At 46.4% G+C, this 17,473-nt stretch carries 14 protein-coding genes; 9 read left to right on the top strand and 5 right to left on the bottom strand.

The features are described 5' to 3' along the window. The first annotated feature begins 17 nt into the window (after positions 1 to 17). From QFZ48_RS06085 to QFZ48_RS06065, 5 genes are all read left to right on the top strand, one after another. A complete protein-coding gene (locus QFZ48_RS06085) occupies positions 18 to 764 on the top strand; it encodes an ABC transporter ATP-binding protein (RefSeq protein WP_168771237.1) in 747 nt (248 codons plus the stop codon). A gap of 33 nt (positions 765 to 797) precedes the next feature. Then, positions 798 to 2,090 carry an ABC transporter permease gene (locus QFZ48_RS06080; RefSeq protein WP_429044937.1) on the top strand — a complete coding sequence of 431 codons (1,293 nt, stop codon included), beginning with the start codon at positions 798 to 800 and terminating at the stop codon, positions 2,088 to 2,090. 92 nt (positions 2,091 to 2,182) lie between these two features. Next, positions 2,183 to 2,440 carry a phosphopantetheine-binding protein gene (locus QFZ48_RS06075; protein WP_370909418.1) on the top strand — a complete coding sequence of 86 codons (258 nt, stop codon included), beginning with the start codon at positions 2,183 to 2,185 and terminating at the stop codon, positions 2,438 to 2,440. 13 nt (positions 2,441 to 2,453) lie between these two features. Further along, positions 2,454 to 3,668, top strand: a complete 1,215-nt coding sequence (locus tag QFZ48_RS06070; protein ID WP_429044939.1) for a beta-ketoacyl-[acyl-carrier-protein] synthase family protein — start codon at positions 2,454 to 2,456, stop codon at positions 3,666 to 3,668. Further along, positions 3,658 to 4,701: a beta-ketoacyl synthase chain length factor gene (locus QFZ48_RS06065; RefSeq protein WP_429044940.1), complete on the top strand. Its 1,044-nt coding sequence runs from the start codon at positions 3,658 to 3,660 to the stop codon at positions 4,699 to 4,701. The genes QFZ48_RS06070 and QFZ48_RS06065 overlap by 11 nt, the downstream gene beginning before the upstream one ends. On the opposite strand, the gene QFZ48_RS06060 is transcribed toward QFZ48_RS06065, so the two are convergent. From QFZ48_RS06060 to rpsT, 4 genes are all read right to left on the bottom strand, one after another. Then, positions 4,698 to 5,345 (bottom strand): PDDEXK nuclease domain-containing protein, encoded by a 648-nt coding sequence (locus QFZ48_RS06060; protein ID WP_429061593.1) that lies wholly within the window; start codon positions 5,343 to 5,345, stop codon positions 4,698 to 4,700. The two genes, QFZ48_RS06065 and QFZ48_RS06060, sit on opposite strands and share 4 nt — an antisense overlap. Positions 5,346 to 5,442: 97 nt before the next feature. Beyond that, a complete protein-coding gene (locus QFZ48_RS06055; protein ID WP_429065472.1) occupies positions 5,443 to 6,432 on the bottom strand; it encodes a PDDEXK nuclease domain-containing protein in 990 nt (329 codons plus the stop codon). 182 nt (positions 6,433 to 6,614) lie between these two features. Further along, positions 6,615 to 8,339 (bottom strand): M14 family metallopeptidase, encoded by a 1,725-nt coding sequence (locus QFZ48_RS06050; protein WP_429061592.1) that lies wholly within the window; start codon positions 8,337 to 8,339, stop codon positions 6,615 to 6,617. Between the two features lie 72 nt (positions 8,340 to 8,411). After that, positions 8,412 to 8,666 carry a 30S ribosomal protein S20 gene (gene rpsT, locus QFZ48_RS06045; protein ID WP_079469282.1) on the bottom strand — a complete coding sequence of 85 codons (255 nt, stop codon included), beginning with the start codon at positions 8,664 to 8,666 and terminating at the stop codon, positions 8,412 to 8,414. Positions 8,667 to 8,907: 241 nt separating this feature from the next. Between rpsT and QFZ48_RS06040 the strand changes: the two genes are divergently transcribed. The 3 genes from QFZ48_RS06040 (at position 8,908) to QFZ48_RS06030 (ending at position 14,595) form a co-directional block, all read left to right on the top strand. Further along, positions 8,908 to 11,667: a 2-oxoglutarate dehydrogenase E1 component gene (locus tag QFZ48_RS06040; protein WP_429061590.1), complete on the top strand. Its 2,760-nt coding sequence runs from the start codon at positions 8,908 to 8,910 to the stop codon at positions 11,665 to 11,667. A 96-nt stretch (positions 11,668 to 11,763) separates the two neighbouring features. Next, entirely contained in the window at positions 11,764 to 13,341 is a 1,578-nt protein-coding gene (odhB, locus tag QFZ48_RS06035) for a 2-oxoglutarate dehydrogenase complex dihydrolipoyllysine-residue succinyltransferase (RefSeq protein WP_429061588.1), read from the top strand. 96 nt (positions 13,342 to 13,437) lie between these two features. After that, positions 13,438 to 14,595: an Fmu (Sun) domain-containing protein gene (locus QFZ48_RS06030; protein ID WP_429044955.1), complete on the top strand. Its 1,158-nt coding sequence runs from the start codon at positions 13,438 to 13,440 to the stop codon at positions 14,593 to 14,595. A gap of 63 nt (positions 14,596 to 14,658) precedes the next feature. On the opposite strand, the gene mnmA is transcribed toward QFZ48_RS06030, so the two are convergent. After that, on the bottom strand, positions 14,659 to 15,765 hold the full coding sequence (mnmA, locus tag QFZ48_RS06025; RefSeq protein WP_429044957.1) for a tRNA 2-thiouridine(34) synthase MnmA: 1,107 nt from the start codon (positions 15,763 to 15,765) through the stop codon (positions 14,659 to 14,661). A gap of 210 nt (positions 15,766 to 15,975) precedes the next feature. On the opposite strand from mnmA, the gene QFZ48_RS06020 reads away from it, so the two are divergent. Further along, on the top strand, positions 15,976 to 17,469 hold the full coding sequence (locus QFZ48_RS06020; RefSeq protein WP_429044959.1) for a tagaturonate reductase: 1,494 nt from the start codon (positions 15,976 to 15,978) through the stop codon (positions 17,467 to 17,469). Positions 17,470 to 17,473: the final 4 nt, after the last annotated feature.

Here is a 17,473-nt window from a genome sequence, read left to right as displayed (position 1 = left end):
AAATATCCAATTGAATTATGTCCGGCATATCTGTAAAAGATCTATATAAAACCTACAAGGGTAGTGCAGAGCCCACACTGAAAGGACTTACGTTTCAGTTCGGGAAGGGGAAGATTGCCGGTCTACTCGGCCCCAACGGGGCAGGTAAAACCACCACGATTTCAATATTATGCGGTATCGTGAGAGGCGACAGCGGAGAAGTAATCATACACGACTTAAAACAGCAGGCCGCCCACCGGGAGGAAATCAAACATATTATCGGGATCGTACCGCAGCAGATAGCCTTGTATCCACAACTATCTGCCGTAGAAAATCTCACTTATTTTGGTAATCTCTACGGTTTCAAAGGAAAGCCACTGCAACAAAAAATTATGCATTACCTGGAGCTTTTCGGCCTGGAGAAAAGCGCACACAAAGAAATTCACAAATATTCCGGCGGTATGAAACGGCGGGCCAACATTATTGCAGCCATCCTCCACAACCCCAAACTGCTGGTGCTGGATGAACCTACTGCCGGTGTGGACGTGCAGTCGCGCAGTATGATATTACAGTTCCTGCGCGATTACAACAGCCAGGGAGCCAGTATACTGTATACATCCCATTTGCTGGAAGAGGCGCAATCGTTATGTGAAGAAGTAGTGATCATGGATGCAGGAAAAATGATCGTACAGGGTAACCCGCAAACCCTGATCCATCAGCATCCTGACTGTAATAACCTGGAAGACGTATTCCTGCATTTCACCGGAAATGCACTCCGGGATTAATTTTTTAAAGCTAAAAGCGAAGGGCCAAAAGCAATGTTAAGACTACTGGCAACCATCAGGAAAGAGTGGCAATTGCTGTTACGTGATAAAACAGGGATCATCCTTCTGTTTGTAATGCCTGTGGTATTGATTACAGTAATGGCGCTGATCCAGGACGCGCCCTTCAAAGATTACCAGGATATCAGGTTCGATATCTTAACAGTAGATAATGACCACGGCCGTTTGGGCCGGTCTGTAAAAGAAGGACTGGCTTCCGGCGGGCAATTCAATATAATCGATTCTCTTGATGGCCAGCCAGTAACGGCCGAACGGGCCAGGCAACTGGTGAACGAAGGGAAATACAAGATCAGCATTATCATACCGGCAGGTGCTACAGCCGCTATTGTGAGCAATGCCAACCGCATTGTAAATGATATCACCCATCGAATGGGCATGTCGGTATCCCTGCCGGTTAAGAAAACCGTTGATTCATTAAACGTAACAATCTATTTCGACCCGGCCGCGAAGAAAGCATTTAAAGGCGCTATTCATCAATCAGTAGATAATTTCCTCACACAGGTGGAAACAGATTTGCTGCTAAGCCGTATTAAACAACAGCTGAAGAGTAAAGACAGCACGGTTGCTCCTGCTGATACGCTGGCCATCCGCCTACAGGCAGTGGGGTTGAAGGAACAAAGCACCGGCACGGCAAAACAACTGGATGTAATTTCTAATTCTGTTCAGCATAACGTACCTGCCTGGAGCATTTTTGCGATGTTCTTTATTGTGATACCCATTGCAGGCAATATGATCCGCGAAAGGGAGGATGGCAGCCTGCTGCGGATGAAGCTGATACCGGGGTCTTACCTGGCTATACTGGCTGGTAAGATGCTGTTTTTTGTAGGGGTTTGTGTATTGCAGTTTTACCTGATGATGCTGGTCGGCATTTATGTGCTGCCACTGCTGGATTTACCACAACTGGTAATGGGACAGCATCCGGGGGCTACCCTGCTGGTAGCCGGTGGAATAGGACTGGCCGCAACCGCTTATGGCATCCTGATTGGCACGGTATTTAAAACACCTAACCAGGCGCTGAACTTCGGGGCAATCTCTATCGTGATACTGTCGGCCATTGGCGGCATATGGATTCCGCTGGAGGTGATGCCTGCCAGGATGCAGCTGCTGGGGCATTTGTCGCCTTTAAGCTGGGGACTCGATGCTATTAACGATATTTACCTTCGCAACGGAGATGTCAGGTTTGTGTGGAAAAATGTATTGAGATTAATACTCACCGGACTCGCTATGCTGGCCATAGCCGGATGGGTGGAAAAAAGAAGAATGAACTGATAAATGTTTTCAAAACAATAGTAAAACTGTATTTTTACTCCCCACAAGGGCATTCGCCTGTTGTGAACAACAGGTGATAAACCTACAACATTATGGAAGAATTAAAAAAGAAACTGAAAGAACAAATCATTGAGGCGCTCAACCTTCAGGATACCAAGCCGGAAGACATTGATGACAATGCACCGTTATTTGGAGATGGCCTGGGTCTCGATAGCATCGATTCGCTTGAACTGATGGTATTGCTGGAAAGACAGTATCATATCAAAGTAGAAGACCCGCGCGAAGGCCGCAAGATCCTGCAGTCTGTTCAGTCTATGGCGGAGTTTATCCAATCAAAACAACCAGCATAAGTAAACTGGCTACATGGCGGAAAGAGTGTTTATAACAGGGATAGGAATGATCACCGCCATTGGTGATAATGTAGCCGGAAACTTGCACCATCTGCGGTTACAGCAAAGTGGACTGGGTTACAGCAACTACATTGATACCATCTACAAAAATGTGCTGCCTGTTGCAGAAGTAAAACATGCCAGCGATGCCTTGTTTGCATTGGCCGGTGTACCGGTAAAGGAAGGGTATACACGTACCACTTTACTCGGACTGGCAGCTATGCGGGAAGCCTTGCAGGATGCCGGCATTACGGATGTTCAATCGGCCCCTACAGGCTTTATTAACGCCAGTACCGTAGGAGGTATGTGCGATACCGAGAAGTTATATTTTGACATTATCAATCCTGAAAAGACAGGTTCCTTTTTACAATATATAGATACGCTGGATTGTGCGGATTGCACGCAGCGTATAGCCGACACCGTAGGGTTCAGTGAACATATTGCTACCATCAGCACTGCCTGTTCCTCTTCTGCCAACGCGCTGATGTTTGGTGCACGCATGATTAAGCTGGGGATGTTACCACGGATGGTATGCGGCGGCACTGAAGCGCTTACCCGTTTTACACTGAATGGATTCAATTCCCTGAAAAATGTGGATAAGCAGTTTTGCCGTCCCTTTGATCAGCAACGCACCGGCTTGAACCTGGGCGAAGGCGCGGCTTACCTCGTACTTGAAAGTGAATCTTTTGCCAGGGCCAACAACAGCCGCATCCTGGCAGAGCTAAGCGGATACTGTAATACTAACGAGGCATTCCACCCCACGTCTCCTTCACCGGATGGCGACGGCGCCTATGAGGCCATGAAAATGGCCCTCGCTATGAGCGGGTGCTCAATGGAAGAAGTATCTTATATCAATGTACATGGCACTGCCACGCTGAATAACGATGTTTCCGAAGGAAAGGCGCTGGAACGCTTATTCGGCGATAAAGTGCCCCTGTTCAGTTCTACCAAGCCTTTTACAGGACATACGCTGGCTGCAGCAGGCGCAATAGAAGCCATCTATTCCATACTGGCCATTCAACATGGGATAATATTTCCCAATCTCAATTTCTCTGAAAGAATGGAGGAATTGAATATTAGTCCGGTTACCACCCTGATGGAAGGATACCCGGTAAATCATGTTATTTCAAACTCATTCGGCTTTGGGGGCAACAATGCTTCCCTGGTGATCAGCAAATATGAAGGGTAAGTGTTACATACAAGCAATGGCGGCCATCTCCCCGCAGCCAACTTTTGAAGGGGATATTTTTTCGGCACAGCTGGCACATACAGATAGTAATCTGCTTGCCTGTATTGAACCCGATTATAAGCCATTCATTCCCGGCAACAGCCTGCGTCGTATGACAAGGGTGCTTAAAATGGGACTGACCGCTGCACTTAAATGCATCCAGGAAAGTGGTATCACCACACCAGGCCCTATTGTTACCGGTACCGGCAAAGGCAGTTTACAAGACACGGAAAAGTTTATCAAAGAGATTGCCGAATACAAGGAAACAGCCCTGAATCCCACTCCTTTTATTCAATCTACTTACAATTCTGTGAATGGATTAATTGCATTGCAGCAAAAGTGTACCGCTTACAACAACACTTTTGTACACCGGGGTTTTTCCTTTGAAAATGCTTTGCTGGACAGTATGATGCTGTTGCAGGAAGGCGCCACGCACACGCTTACCGGCGCATTCGAAGAAATTACAAAAGAACATTTTTATATCAAAAGCCGGATCGGTTTCTGGAAAGACCAGCCCACCGACAACCGGGAATTGTACCGTCATCTCTCCCCCGGCAGCATTGCCGGAGAAGGCGCTACTTTCTTCACACTAGCGGGCACGCCTACACCGCAGAGTTACGCGTCTATTGCCGACTTCAGGATGCTGTACAAACCAACCGGGGAGAAATTGTCTGCCGCACTGAAAGCCTTTATCACCCCTCCTGACCTGATCATTACCGGCCGTAATGGCGACAGTAACTACGAACATTTTTACCAGGAGCTGGATCAGTGTTTTCCTGGCATACCACAGTTGCCGTTCAAGCATCTTTGCGGTGAATATGACACCGCCGGGGCGTTCGGATTATGGTTGGCCGCGCAGATTATCAAAGCGCAGCAAATACCCGTGGCCTGGTTTCCCGGTACGGAGCAGTTGTCTGCGCCTGTGCATTCTCTTCTTTTTTACAATCATTTTTACGGGGAACAGCATGTCATGCTGAAACTGGAAAGGGTTTAGCTTTCACATCTTCTCAATTCACCCGCCAGGAACTGCTGTAACTGTTCTTTGGTAGGGAGCTGTACTGCATAAGTGGAGATGAACATTTGCTGGTCCATTCCCGAAGGAATGGCATATTCAGCAAGTGCCTCATCTTTATTGGTAACCAATAAAATACCGATCGGTGGATTATCACCTGGCGCAAAAGGGTCAATTGGATTATTTGAAGTTCCCAATTCATCAGATACTGTATGACGAATTCTATTTAATTGACTATCAGTTGATTGTAATTCGTCAGTCACTGACTGACGAATTCGCATGTTAATTTTTTCAAATTCATCTGCCATTGACTGATGAATTTGAAAAGCACTGTTTTTTAATTCGACTGAGATTTCAGAGTTAATCTGAGGATAATACTGATAGAATTGCCTGCACAACTTTAAGTTTGTAGGGGATAGTTTTAGCATCGGTAACGCTTTTGAAATCTGTTCCAATAATTGTGCGCCATATCTGGCCCTGTTTACACCTTTTTGTTCATACTCTACAATATAGCATCCAATCATCCAGTTACGGATAGTAAGGGAACGATTAATGGCTTTGGCAGCTACTTCCTGGAAATGTACATGTGTGGTTTCAATGCTGTTAAGCAGATGGTTAAATTTCATTTTGATAATGGTTTTATATGAGAGATTTTGTTGTAAAGGAAGAATGATAACGTGTAGACGGGAACTGCAGTTATTTTGGGATTATTAAAATGAGTTGTTAATTAACTTTTTTATAGCATTTGCCTAGTGCTTCAGCATTAGGTAAAAATTCTTTCATGTTTTCAGGTATACTATTGGCCTGATAATGTGTATAGGTGCCTACACTCATTGCTTTATCGATAGATTTGATAGCATAATCTACCACCATATTGTCTTTCTGTTTGCAGAGCACAATGCCGATGCTTGGATTTTCGTGTAGCAGCTTTACTTTATCATCCAGCACATTCAGATAAAAGTTCAGCTGACCGGTATATTCAGGTTTAAACTTTTTACGTTTAAGTTCAATCGCCACAAGGCATTGCAGGTGCCGGTTATAGAAGAGCAGATCTACAAAGAATTCATTGTTGTTTACTTCCAGTTTATATTGATTGCCAATAAAGGAATATCCTTTTCCCATACTCATAATAAACTTCCTGATGTTGTTCACTATTTCGTTTTCAAGGATGCCTTCATCATCATCTTCATTAATATTAACAAAGTCGATGAGGTATTCGTCTTTAAATACTTCCAGTGCTTTGGATTTGATATTTTCCGGCAGTGTTTTATTGAAGTTGTGGGGCATATTGCCCTGGTGTTTGAAAAGATTGGCGTTAATTTGATGTTCTAATTCTCTTACTGACCAGAATTGTTCCGCGGCCTGAAAGATATAAAACAAACGTTCATTTTCGCTGGAACATTTTTCAAGAATACGGTTGTGATGTGTAAAACTTATGCTATAAAAGGAAGTTTGTAATTGGCCCATCACTGATGGGCCAATTACAAACTTCCCGTAGAGGTCGGAAAACTGCCGCATCCTTTTCAGGCTACTGGCGGAGAATCCTCTGAGACCTGGCAATGATTGTTGAAGATCTATAGCTATTTGTTCTATTACTTTTGCTCCCCAGTTCTCCGCATTTATTTTCTCGGAAAGCATTTGTCCAATTTTGAAATAGAGTTTTAATTGCTCCTGATTTGCGAGCCTTGCAGCAATGTATCTGCTTCGAACAATGTTTGTTTTAAATCCTGTACGAAAAACATTTAAACGCGGACGAATTTAAAATATGTTCCAATAAAAACCCGTTCATTTTATTCAGGGGTGAAATGATCCGTTCATTATCATGAACAGCATGCATAAAAAAAGGCGGAGACATAAGCCCTGTTTATATCTCCGCCTTTATAGCTGATAATATTTTATCGCACTCGGTACACCGGATAGCGCATGTATTCCGGCTCTGCATACGGTGAATTTTTAAATACAAAATTCAGTTGTGCACTGGCACTGTTTGCAAATGCGGTATCGGCAGCTTTTTTCTCAGCTAACAATTCCTGCAGCTCCGGATGTTGTTTCAGATATTCAGCACCGGTATCTTCAAAAACATAGGAAGAATATCCTTCTTTTTGTCCGAGGATGGCATCAAAAAAGTTCCAGGCAAAAAACGAATCGCCACCGGTGGGTTCCAGTGTTTCTATCAGGAAACGGTTGGCGTTCTGATTCATGGGAATGTAGTAATCTCCTTTGCGGAACCTGATGGAATCTTTACTGCTGGTTACTTTAATATTGGTGTGCAGATAATGCTTTTCAAACGGTTTGGTGTAGCTCTGGAAGTCGGCAATGTGGTATACTTCTACGAGGATGGTAGTATCGTGTTGCAGTGGCTGCATTTTTACCTGGTTATTTTTAAGCAGGTTAATTACCGCCCACCAGCCTTGTGGAATAATATAGGCCTGCGGTTTTTCCACAAAGTTTTCTTCGTTGGCGTAGTTATAAAATTTCACCTGCCTGGTGTAGGGTTTCGAGCGGTCGTAGTACAACCTGGGTAGGCTGGAAATATCACTGGGTTTGTGCCCGGAAGCAAAGCCACGGAAAGTGATCAGGCTGTATTTGTTCATATCAAACTCCCAGGCGAGCGGAAATGTTTTTTGTGTAAGAGCAGTTTGCTTTGCCTGTTCGCGCAGGTGTTTAATCTCTTCGCTGTGGGTCGCAGTAAAACTAATAAAGCATTCCATCAGGGCGTAAGTTGCCTTTACGCGTAATGGATAGGGTTTCAGCATATGTGTTTCCGGTACAAAACCGAAGGTATGGAAGAGGGTAGTATAGCCGGTGGAGTAGCGGGGAGCGTCGGCAAATTCTACCCAGCCGCTGTCGGGCGTTTCACCAAAGTGATTTACATAAGGAACGAGGTCGTAACCTTTATTTTTCATAAGGGCGTATAATCCGGGTTCAAATGTTTTGTTCATGAATTCGCCCATTGGTCCGCCGAGTTTATTGTGCTGGGTAGTGAGCAGGGTCATGATATGCTGATAGTCGGCGCCGTTGCTCACATGATTATCCACAAATACATCCGGATCAGTGAGGTGATAGATTTGCTGGAAGGCGAGGGCGTTTTTTGAATCGGCTTTGATGAAGTCGCGGTTAAGATCCAGGTTCTGGGCATTGCCGCGGGACCCGAAGGCATCGGGTCCGTTCTGGTCTACCCGGTACCAGGGGGAGCGGTTCAACATTCCGCCGATATTATATACGGGGATTACAGCGAGTATAATATTTTCCGGGAGATGGATTTTCCCCTGTGCAAGGTCGCGGAGGAGCATCATACTGGCGTCTATGCCATCTGGTTCCCCGGGATGGATACCGTTATTGATGAGGATAACCCGTTTATTTTGCCGGTGAAGGCTTTTAAAGTCGAAATTCCGGCCGGGGGAGTAGGTAACCAGGTGCAGGGGGAATCCGGCATCGGTGGCGCCAACGGTTTGTATATGGATTTGCGGGAAGCTTTTGGCAAGCTGTTCGTAAAACCGGATCACTTCAGTGTAAGTGGCGGTTTCCCGGCCATTGGTTTTTTCATACCGCGTGGTGAAATCCTGCGCAGAAGAGAGCAGGGGAAACAGGGCGGTCAGCAGCAGGAGTATCTTTTTCATCGTCTTGATAAATGGAAAAACAAAAAGCCCTTCCTTTTCGAGGAAGAGCTATAAATATTGTTACTGAAGCAATTAAGCCAGAGCTAATACTCTCTTAGCCAGCTTGCTTTTCAGATTTGCAGCTTTGTTCTTGTGAATAACGTTACGTTTAGCCAGCTTATCAAGCATAGAAGCTACCTCAGTTAAATCTTTCTCCGCTGTTGCTTTATCGGTAACTGCTTTCAGGTCACGGATGGCGTTACGGGTAGTTTTACCATAGTAACGGTTACGCTCATTACGCTTTCTGCTTTGACGTACGTCTTTCTTTGTTGCTTTATGGTTTGCCATTTTTCAAATTTCAAGTTTCGGACGGCAAAGGTAACTATATTCCCTTTACAAAACAAACTAAATCTAGTTTTTCCGGTGAGCTACAAATATAAGCACCTTTTATCACAGATAATCAGTTGATTTTTTCTCATTTTTTCCAACCAGCGTATCGAAAAACGAGCGATATTTGCAATCCCATATATTAATATATTGGGATCAACAGAAAAGTATTTGAACTGAAGATCAGCAAAACTCGTTGTAAATGAAGGACTTCTCATTCGTCACTAACTCACATCCTGCTTACATTGAATCGTTATACCAGGATTTCCGCAAAGATCCCAACTCTGTAGACCCGGATTGGGTTAAATTTTTCGAAGGATTTGATTTTGCAGTATCCAACGTAAACGGCAAGGCGGCAACAACAGCGCCGGTAGCAGGGGGCAGCACTTCGTTGCCTGTGAACGACGACCAGCTGGCGAAAGAACTGGGCGTGTACCGCCTGATACAGGCGTATCGCAAAAAAGGCCATTTAATTGCTAAAACCAACCCCATCCGTGAAAGAAAAGACCGCAAGGCCAACCTGGACCTCGCCAGTTTCGGATTAGGGGACGCTGATCTTAAAACAGAATTTTACGCCGGAACCACCATTGGCGTGGGTAAAACCACCCTGGAGAAGATCGTTGCCTACCTGCAGCAGATCTACGCCGGTTCCGTAGGACTTCAATACACTTACATCAACGACCGCGATAAAGCGAAGTGGATGGAGAAAGAGTTTGAGTCGATCATGCTGCAACCGTTGTCGCTGGAACAGCGCAAACGCATCCTGCAGAAGCTCAACCAGGGCGTTATTTTTGAAAAGTTTCTTCACACAAAATATATCGGACAGAAGCGTTTTGGCCTGGAAGGAGGAGAATCCACCATTCCGGCGCTGGATGCGATCATTAACGTAGCCGCAGAATATGGCGTACAGGAATCCGTGATAGGAATGGCCCACCGTGGCCGTTTAAACGTACTGGCCAATATCCTCGGTAAAACCTACGAACAGATCTTTAATGAATTTGAAGGCCTCGCCGTACCGGATATGACCATGGGTAGCGGCGACGTGAAATATCACCTCGGCTTCCGCTCACAGGTAACCACTCCCGGCGGCAAACCCGTTAACCTGCAACTGATGCCCAACCCTTCCCACCTGGAAGTGGTGGACCCGATCGTTGTGGGGTTTGCACGCAGTAAAGCAGACGTGATCTACAACAGCGATTACGACAAAATACTCCCTATCCTCATTCATGGCGACGCTGCCGTTGCCGGCCAGGGGATTGTGTATGAAGTGGAACAAATGAGCAAACTGAAAGGATACTACGTAGGTGGTTCCATTCACTTTGTAATCAATAACCAGATCGGCTTTACCACCGATTTTGATGATGCCCGCTCGTCAGACTACTGTACCAGCGTTGCATCTATTGTACAGGCTCCAGTATTCCATGTAAACGGCGACGATGCAGAAGCAGTGGTGAAAGTATCCCAGCTCGCTGCCCGCTACCGCCAGGAATTTAACGAAGATGTGTTCATCGACATGGTTTGCTACCGCAAACATGGCCACAACGAAGGCGATGAGCCTAAGTTTACACAGCCGAGCCTCTACGCCCTGATTGAAAAACACGCGAATCCGCGTGAAGTATATACCCAGTTCCTCCTGAACAACGGAGAATCTGAAGCACAGGCGCTGGCCAAAGAAATGGAAAAAGGCTTCTGGGACGATTTACAGGCCCGCCTGGATGATGTAAAACAACATCCGCTGCCTTATGTAAGCCAGAAACCGGAGCAGTGGTGGCAGGCGCTGCGCAAAGCCACCCCGCAAGACTTTGAGGCTTCCCCGGTAACCGCTATTAAAGAAGAAGATTTTAAACGGCTGTTCGACGGCCTTATGAAATGGCCTGAAAGCTTTGTGCCACTGCGTAAAGTGAGCAAACTGCTGCAGGACAAAATAAAACTCTACCAGGAAGAAGGCAAGGTGGACTGGGCAACCGGTGAACTGCTGGCATATGCCAGCCTCCTGATCGAAGGAAAAGACGTAAGAATGAGCGGGGAAGACGTAAAACGTGGTACATTTTCCCACCGTCATGCGGTGTTGTTTGATGAAAATACCAATGAAACGTATAGCCGTCTCAGTCATTTCCAGGAAAACCAGGGTAAATTCAGAATTTATAACTCGTTATTGAGCGAATATGGGGTATTAGGCTTTGAATATGGCTATGCCATGGCTAATCCTAATAACCTGGTATTATGGGAAGCACAGTACGGCGACTTTGTAAACGGTGCGCAAACAGTGATTGATCAGTACATCAGCAGTGCAGAACAGAAATGGACTACACAGAATGGCCTGGTAATGCTGCTGCCTCATGGTTATGAAGGCGGCGGACCGGATCACTCCAATGCCCGCCCGGAACGCTTCTTACAACAATGCGCAGAAGAAAATATGGTGATCACCAATATTACTACTGCTGCCAACTTCTTCCATGCGTTACGCCGCCAGTTAACCTGGCAGTTCCGCAAACCACTCATCAACTTCTCTCCAAAAGCGAATCTGCGTCACGTGGGCGCTTACTCCGCCATGCAGGAATTTACACAGGGTGGCTTTAAGGAAGTACTGGATGATCCGTTTATCGACGACGCCGCTGTAGTGAAGAAAGTATTACTGTGCTCCGGTAAAATGTATTTTGATCTGAGTGACAAACAGGCGAAAGACGATCGCAAAGATGTAGCGATTGTTCGCCTGGAACAACTGTATCCGCTGCCGGTTAAACAACTGGAAGCCATCGCGCAGAAGTATAAAGGAGCTACCTTCTTCTGGGTACAGGAAGAACCACTGAACATGGGCGCTGCAGCATTCCTGCAAATGAACCTGAAACAGATCAATTATGGTGTTATCAGCCGCAACCCGAGCGCTTCCACAGCAACCGGTTATGCGAAAGTTCATGCCCGTGAGCAGCAACAGATCATTGACACGGCTTTTAACATCTAAAGAAATTCAAAGTATAAACAGAATAACGGGGTTTTACGTTAAGCTAAGGGCTAACCGCTAAATGCAAAACCTGGTATCACCATCAACTGATTAAATATGGTTATCGAAATCAAAGTCCCTACGGTAGGAGAATCTATTAGCGAGGTAACAATTGCAAAGTGGTTGAAAAAAGACGGAGATTATGTTCAGCAGGACGAGGTATTGTGTGAAATGGAATCTGAGAAAGCCACCTTCGAACTGAATGCAGAAAAGGCGGGCGTTCTCAAAATTGCCGCCGCAGCTCAGGAAGGAGCTACTTTGAAGATTGGTGATGTAGCCTGTAGCATCGATACAGACGCCGCTGCACCAGCAACCGGCGCCGCACCGGCAGCTGAACCCGCTGCACCAGCAGCAGCAGCTCCTGCACCTGCTCCGGCAGAAGCCGCACCGGCAGCACCTGCAGCAAATAAAGGGACGATTGAAATGAAAGTGCCTACAGTAGGAGAATCTATCAGTGAAGTAACACTGGTAAAGTGGCTGAAGAATAATGGTGATTATGTAGAGCGTGATGAAGTGGTATGTGAACTGGAATCAGAAAAAGCCACCTTCGAACTGAATGCAGAAGAAGCCGGCGCACTGATTACCGTAGCCAAAGAAGGCGATACGTTAAAAATAGGCGACGTTGCCTGTAAAATTGATACCAGTGTTGGCAGACCGGCAGGCAAAGCCGCACCAGCAGCCGCTCCCGCCGCACAACCCGCCAAAGCTGCTCCACAACCGCAACAGGCGCCTGTTACCAGCATCCCGAATGATGTGAAAGCATCCCCGGTAGCTGCCGCAGTGATTGCCGATAAACATGTGGATCCTTCCAGCATCAAAGGCTCCGGCGCTCATGGCAAGATCATGAAAGACGACGTATATGCCGCCCTGCAAAATCCAGGCGTGGCAATAGGTCAGGAAATGTTTACCCGTGCCGAACGCCGCGAAAAAATGAGCAACCTGCGTAAAACCGTTTCCCGCCGCCTGGTGGAAGCGAAAAATACAACGGCCATGCTAACTACCTTCAACGAGGTAGATATGACAGAAATTATGGCGCTGCGTGCTAAGTATAAAGAAGTATTCAAAAAGCAGCATGAGGTAAACCTCGGCTTTATGAGCTTCTTTACCAAAGCATGCTGCTTCGCTTTACAGGAATTCCCTTCTGTAAATGCTTATATCGACGGAGAAGAACTGGTGTACCACGACTACTGCGATATCTCTATCGCGGTGTCGGCTCCGAAAGGACTGGTAGTACCGGTGATCCGCAATGCAGAAAGCCTGGATATGGCAGGTATTGAAAAAGCAGTAGTGGAACTGGCTACCAAAGCCCGCGACAACAAACTGACCATGCCTGAAATGACCGGTGGTACTTTCACCATCACCAACGGTGGTGTTTTCGGTTCCCTGATGAGCACACCTATCATCAATATCCCGCAATCCGCTATCCTGGGTATGCACAAAATCCAGGACCGCCCCATGGCCATCAACGGCCAGGTGGTGATCCGCCCGATGATGTATCTGGCGCTGAGCTACGACCACCGTATTATCGATGGCCGCGAATCAGTGAGCTTCCTTGTAAGAGTAAAAGAAATGCTGGAAAATCCTGAACAATTGCTGTTCGGTAAAGATCCGCTGAAAGCATTGCTGAAACTCTAGTTTCAGCTGAGAAAATAAAATAAAATCCGGTCTGTTATCAGGCCGGATTTTTTTGTGCGATCACCACCGCGTCAATATTAGCCCTTATCTTCGCGTATGACCCGTTGGGAAAATTATTTAGCATCCGCAGAAAAAATTATCGGCGCTTACCAGGGCAGCCTGCCATTACACCATTTCCTGAAATCTTTTTTCAAGGAACATCCCTACATGGGAGGCCGCGACCGGCGCTGGATTTCACAGCTGGTATATCATTACTTCCGCCTCGGAAGCTGGGGTAAAAGCCTTTCTGTAAGCGAACGGATCATTACCGGCGCGTTTCTTTGCGAAACCACACCGAATGATTTCCTGGCAGCGATCCGCCCTGCCTGGAACCAGCAGATCACATCGCCGCTGACTGATAAAGCAGCGCTGCTGCCTGTTCCTTTAACTCCTGATACACTTTTTCCGTTTCTGCCCGACCTGTCGGACGGAATAGATGCTAACGCATACGCCTATACTGTCTTAAAGCAGCCGCGGTTATTTATCCGCGTGCGCAATAATAAGCTCGATAAAGTATTGTCATTATTGGATAAGGCAGCCATTCCGTATGAACTGTTTCCCAATAATACTACCCTGGCATTGCCCAACGGCACTAAAATAGAAGTAGTGGTACCGGAAAAAAGCTGGTACGAGGTGCAGGACGCTTCCAGTCAGCAGACCGGTGAATTATTCCATCCGCAGAAGCAGCAGCGTTGGTGGGACTGCTGTGCTGCCAGCGGTGGTAAATCCATCTTGCTGAAAGACCAGCAGCCCGGTGTACAATTACTGGTATCTGATGTGAGAAGATCTATCCTGGAAAATCTGCAGCAACGTTTTGCGATAGCAGGGGTCAAGCATTTTGAAGCACGTGTGGCAGATCTTACAGCAGAAAACTTTCCTGCTTCTATGGGAAGTCAGCAGTTTGATGGCATCATCCTGGATGCGCCCTGCAGCGGCTCCGGTACCTGGGGCCGTACCCCGGAAAGCATCTCCTTCTTTAAAAAAGAGGAGATCGGGAAATACCAGCAGTTACAGAAAAAGATTGCTCATAATGTAGCGCCATTTGTAAAAAAAGGAGGCTCGCTGATCTATATCACCTGCTCTGTTTTTAAACAGGAGAATGAAGAAGTGGTGAAATATATAGAAGAGATCAGTGATCTGCGGAAGCAGGAAGGAGGCGTAATTGCCGGATACGACAAGGGCGCGGATACCATGTATGCAGTAAGATTGTCTTAGTTTTTGAAGATAAAAAAAGGGTGGGAAGATTTGTCTTCCCACCCTTTTTTATGAAATTAATTTTTACAAAACCGGCATCGTCCGCTGGATAATTCCTCCGCCAACTACATCGTCGCCTTCATAAAAAACAGCCGACTGGCCCGGGGCTATGCCTTTCACACTTTCGTAGAAGCTTACTTTTACCTGTCCGTTTTCATTGTACAGGTTACTCAGCGCGCCTTTATCTTTATAGCGGATCTTGGTAACCGCTTCCATGCCATCTGGAATGGTATCGTATTTACCCATGTTAATGCCGCTTACAAACATTTCGCTTCTCTGTAATTCATCTTCATTACCTAACACCACGGTGTTGGTTTCGGGAATAATCTCCGTTACAAAAACAGGACGTCCGAGGGCGATATCAAGCCCTTTACGCTGCCCAACGGTATAGAAGGGGTAACCCTTGTGATGGCCAACGATCGTGCCGTCTGCCAGCACAAAATTGCCGCCGTTTACTCTTTCTTCCAATCCGGCTACTTTTCTTTTCAGAAAACCGCGGTAGTCGTTATCCGGCACAAAGCATATCTCATAGCTTTCTGCTTTTTTAGCCAGTTCGGGATAACCGAAATCAAAGGCCATCTGGCGTATTTGTGTTTTACGGTATTTGCCTAAAGGAAGAATTGTGCGGGCCAGTACATCCTGTTGAATGCCCCACAGCACATAGCTTTGGTCCTTGGTTTCATCCAGGCCTTTGCTGATTACATAGCGGCCATTGTCGTGCTGACGGATCTGGCCATAGTGACCAGTCGCAATAAACTCACAATCCATTGCGTCTGCACGTTTCATCAGTGCGCGCCATTTTATATGGGTATTGCACAGTACGCACGGGTTAGGCGTACGTCCTGCGATATATTCCTCGACAAAATTATTCACTACAAAATCACCAAATTCATCACGGATGTCCAGCACAAAGTGTGGGAAGCCGTGATGCACCGCTGCCGCGCGGGCGTCGTTAAAAGAATCCAGGTTACAGCAGCCGGTTTCCTTTTTACTGGAACCAGCAGATGCATAATCCCAGGTTTTCATGGTGATGCCCACCACGTCATACCCCTGTTCATGCAGCATCAGCGCTGTAACAGTGCTGTCAATACCACCACTCATGGCTACCAGCACTTTACCATGCTTGCTCATTTATAAAAGTTTAGAGCAACAAAATTACTTAAATTTAAGCCAACGGCCATCTGTGCTTTATTGATCCTGACAATGGCGGGATTGATTCTGATTATATCCCTGGTATAATTTTAACAAGTTTTGGCGATTATTTTCCGAAACACTATAAATTGTTAGTTGTGAATTATATATTTATTAGTTTTAGCCACCTTTTAGCATAAATTAGTCGCAATGCTACCTATATTAAACAAAGAGCTTATATTTAAAAACCAGGATTCCGGCGTTCATGAAAAAACATTCACCTTCCCGGAAAAGATCCTTCAATTCGGTACCGGCGTGCTTTTACGCGGTTTAGTAGACTACCTTGTAGATAAAGCCAACCGCCAGGGAATTTACGAAGGAAGGATTGTGGTAGTGAAATCGACCGATGGCGATACCATTGATTTTTCCAGTCAGGATAGCCTGTTTACCACCCATATCAAAGGTGTTTCCCAGGGAGAACTGGTAGATCAGGTGCTGATCAACGCCGCTATTAGCCGGGTTTTGCAATCGAATGCAGAGTGGCAGGAAATATTAGCTGCGGTTCATCAGCCCGCTTTACAAACAATTATCTCCAATACCACAGAAGTAGGAATCCAATATGTTCCGGAAAAAATAGCAGACGGCGTACCAGCCTCCTTCCCGGGCAAATTGCTGGCGGTGCTGTGGGAGCGGTTTACCTTTTTTAAAGGTAGCGCCAATACCGGCTTCGTCATTGTACCCACGGAACTGGTGGTAGACAATGGCCGCCTTTTAAAAGATATTGTATTGCAATTGGCCGCCTATAATGAACTGCCGCCGGCATTTATCACGTGGATCCAGCAGGATAATCAATTCTGCAATTCCCTGGTCGACAGGATCGTTCCCGGTAAACCCCGTAACCTGGCGGAAATTGAACAAAAGGCCGGGTACACCGATAAATTATGGATAGAAGTAGAACCCTATCTGTTGTGGGCCATAGAAGGGAATGAACGTACCCGTTCCGTATTATCTTTTTATAAGGCAGATGAAAGAATGTTGATTGAGCCCAGCATCACCCCGTTCCGTGAACAGAAGCTCCGGTTACTGAACGGTAGTCATACCGCGGCAGTGCCATTGGCTTTCCTGTCGGGCCTCAACACCGTATACGAGTGCATGCAGGACGATTATATGAGTCATTTCTTCAAAGAAGTCGTGCTCCGGGAAATACTGCCTACCATTGAAGAGGCTTGTCCTACGGCGGCCGCGTTTGCACCGGAAGTGCTCGATCGTTTTGCCAATCCGTTTATTGCGCATAAGCTCATCAGCATCACGTTCCAGGAAAGTTCCAAGATGAATGCGCGCAACGTGCGCACACTGGTACGTTACTACGAAAAATACAAAGCGCTCCCGCCTCATCTGTGCCTGGGCTTCGCCGCCATGCTGCTGTTCCTGCAGCCGGCGAGGGAAGAAGCCGGTAAATATTACGGCAGCAGGAACGGGGAGGAATATGTCATTACCGATGATAACGCCACGGTTTTTGCCGCCTGGTGGCGTGATCACACCAATATAAGCGATATGGTAACCGGGATCTGCAGTGATAAACGTTTATGGGAAACAGATCTGTCGGCCATTCCCGGTTTTGCTGAACAGGTGGCCGGGATCTTAAAAATGCTGAAAAGCAACGGCGTGAAAGCATTTATTCAATCGCAGCTGCTCAAAAATTAATCAT

The organism is Chitinophaga sp. W2I13 (assembly GCF_050434005.1).
Lineage (GTDB): Bacteria > Bacteroidota > Bacteroidia > Chitinophagales > Chitinophagaceae > Chitinophaga.
This window is presented reverse-complemented; position numbering and strand designations above follow the sequence as displayed.

Bases quoted from the DNA above. Each gene is read 5' to 3' on its own strand.
- rpsT (WP_079469282.1), bottom strand. From the start codon at position 8,666: ATGGCAAACCATAAAGCAACAAAGAAAGACGTACGTCAAAGCAGAAAG.
- QFZ48_RS06080 (WP_429044937.1), top strand. From the start codon at position 798: ATGTTAAGACTACTGGCAACCATCAGGAAAGAGTGGCAATTGCTGTTA.
- QFZ48_RS06085 (WP_168771237.1), top strand. From the start codon at position 18: ATGTCCGGCATATCTGTAAAAGATCTATATAAAACCTACAAGGGTAGT.
- QFZ48_RS06030 (WP_429044955.1), top strand. From the start codon at position 13,438: ATGACCCGTTGGGAAAATTATTTAGCATCCGCAGAAAAAATTATCGGC.
- odhB (WP_429061588.1), top strand. From the start codon at position 11,764: ATGGTTATCGAAATCAAAGTCCCTACGGTAGGAGAATCTATTAGCGAG.
- QFZ48_RS06020 (WP_429044959.1), top strand. From the start codon at position 15,976: ATGCTACCTATATTAAACAAAGAGCTTATATTTAAAAACCAGGATTCC.
- QFZ48_RS06060 (WP_429061593.1), bottom strand. From the start codon at position 5,345: ATGAAATTTAACCATCTGCTTAACAGCATTGAAACCACACATGTACAT.
- QFZ48_RS06070 (WP_429044939.1), top strand. From the start codon at position 2,454: ATGGCGGAAAGAGTGTTTATAACAGGGATAGGAATGATCACCGCCATT.
- QFZ48_RS06040 (WP_429061590.1), top strand. From the start codon at position 8,908: ATGAAGGACTTCTCATTCGTCACTAACTCACATCCTGCTTACATTGAA.
- QFZ48_RS06075 (WP_370909418.1), top strand. From the start codon at position 2,183: ATGGAAGAATTAAAAAAGAAACTGAAAGAACAAATCATTGAGGCGCTC.
- mnmA (WP_429044957.1), bottom strand. From the start codon at position 15,765: ATGAGCAAGCATGGTAAAGTGCTGGTAGCCATGAGTGGTGGTATTGAC.
- QFZ48_RS06065 (WP_429044940.1), top strand. From the start codon at position 3,658: ATGAAGGGTAAGTGTTACATACAAGCAATGGCGGCCATCTCCCCGCAG.
- QFZ48_RS06050 (WP_429061592.1), bottom strand. From the start codon at position 8,339: ATGAAAAAGATACTCCTGCTGCTGACCGCCCTGTTTCCCCTGCTCTCT.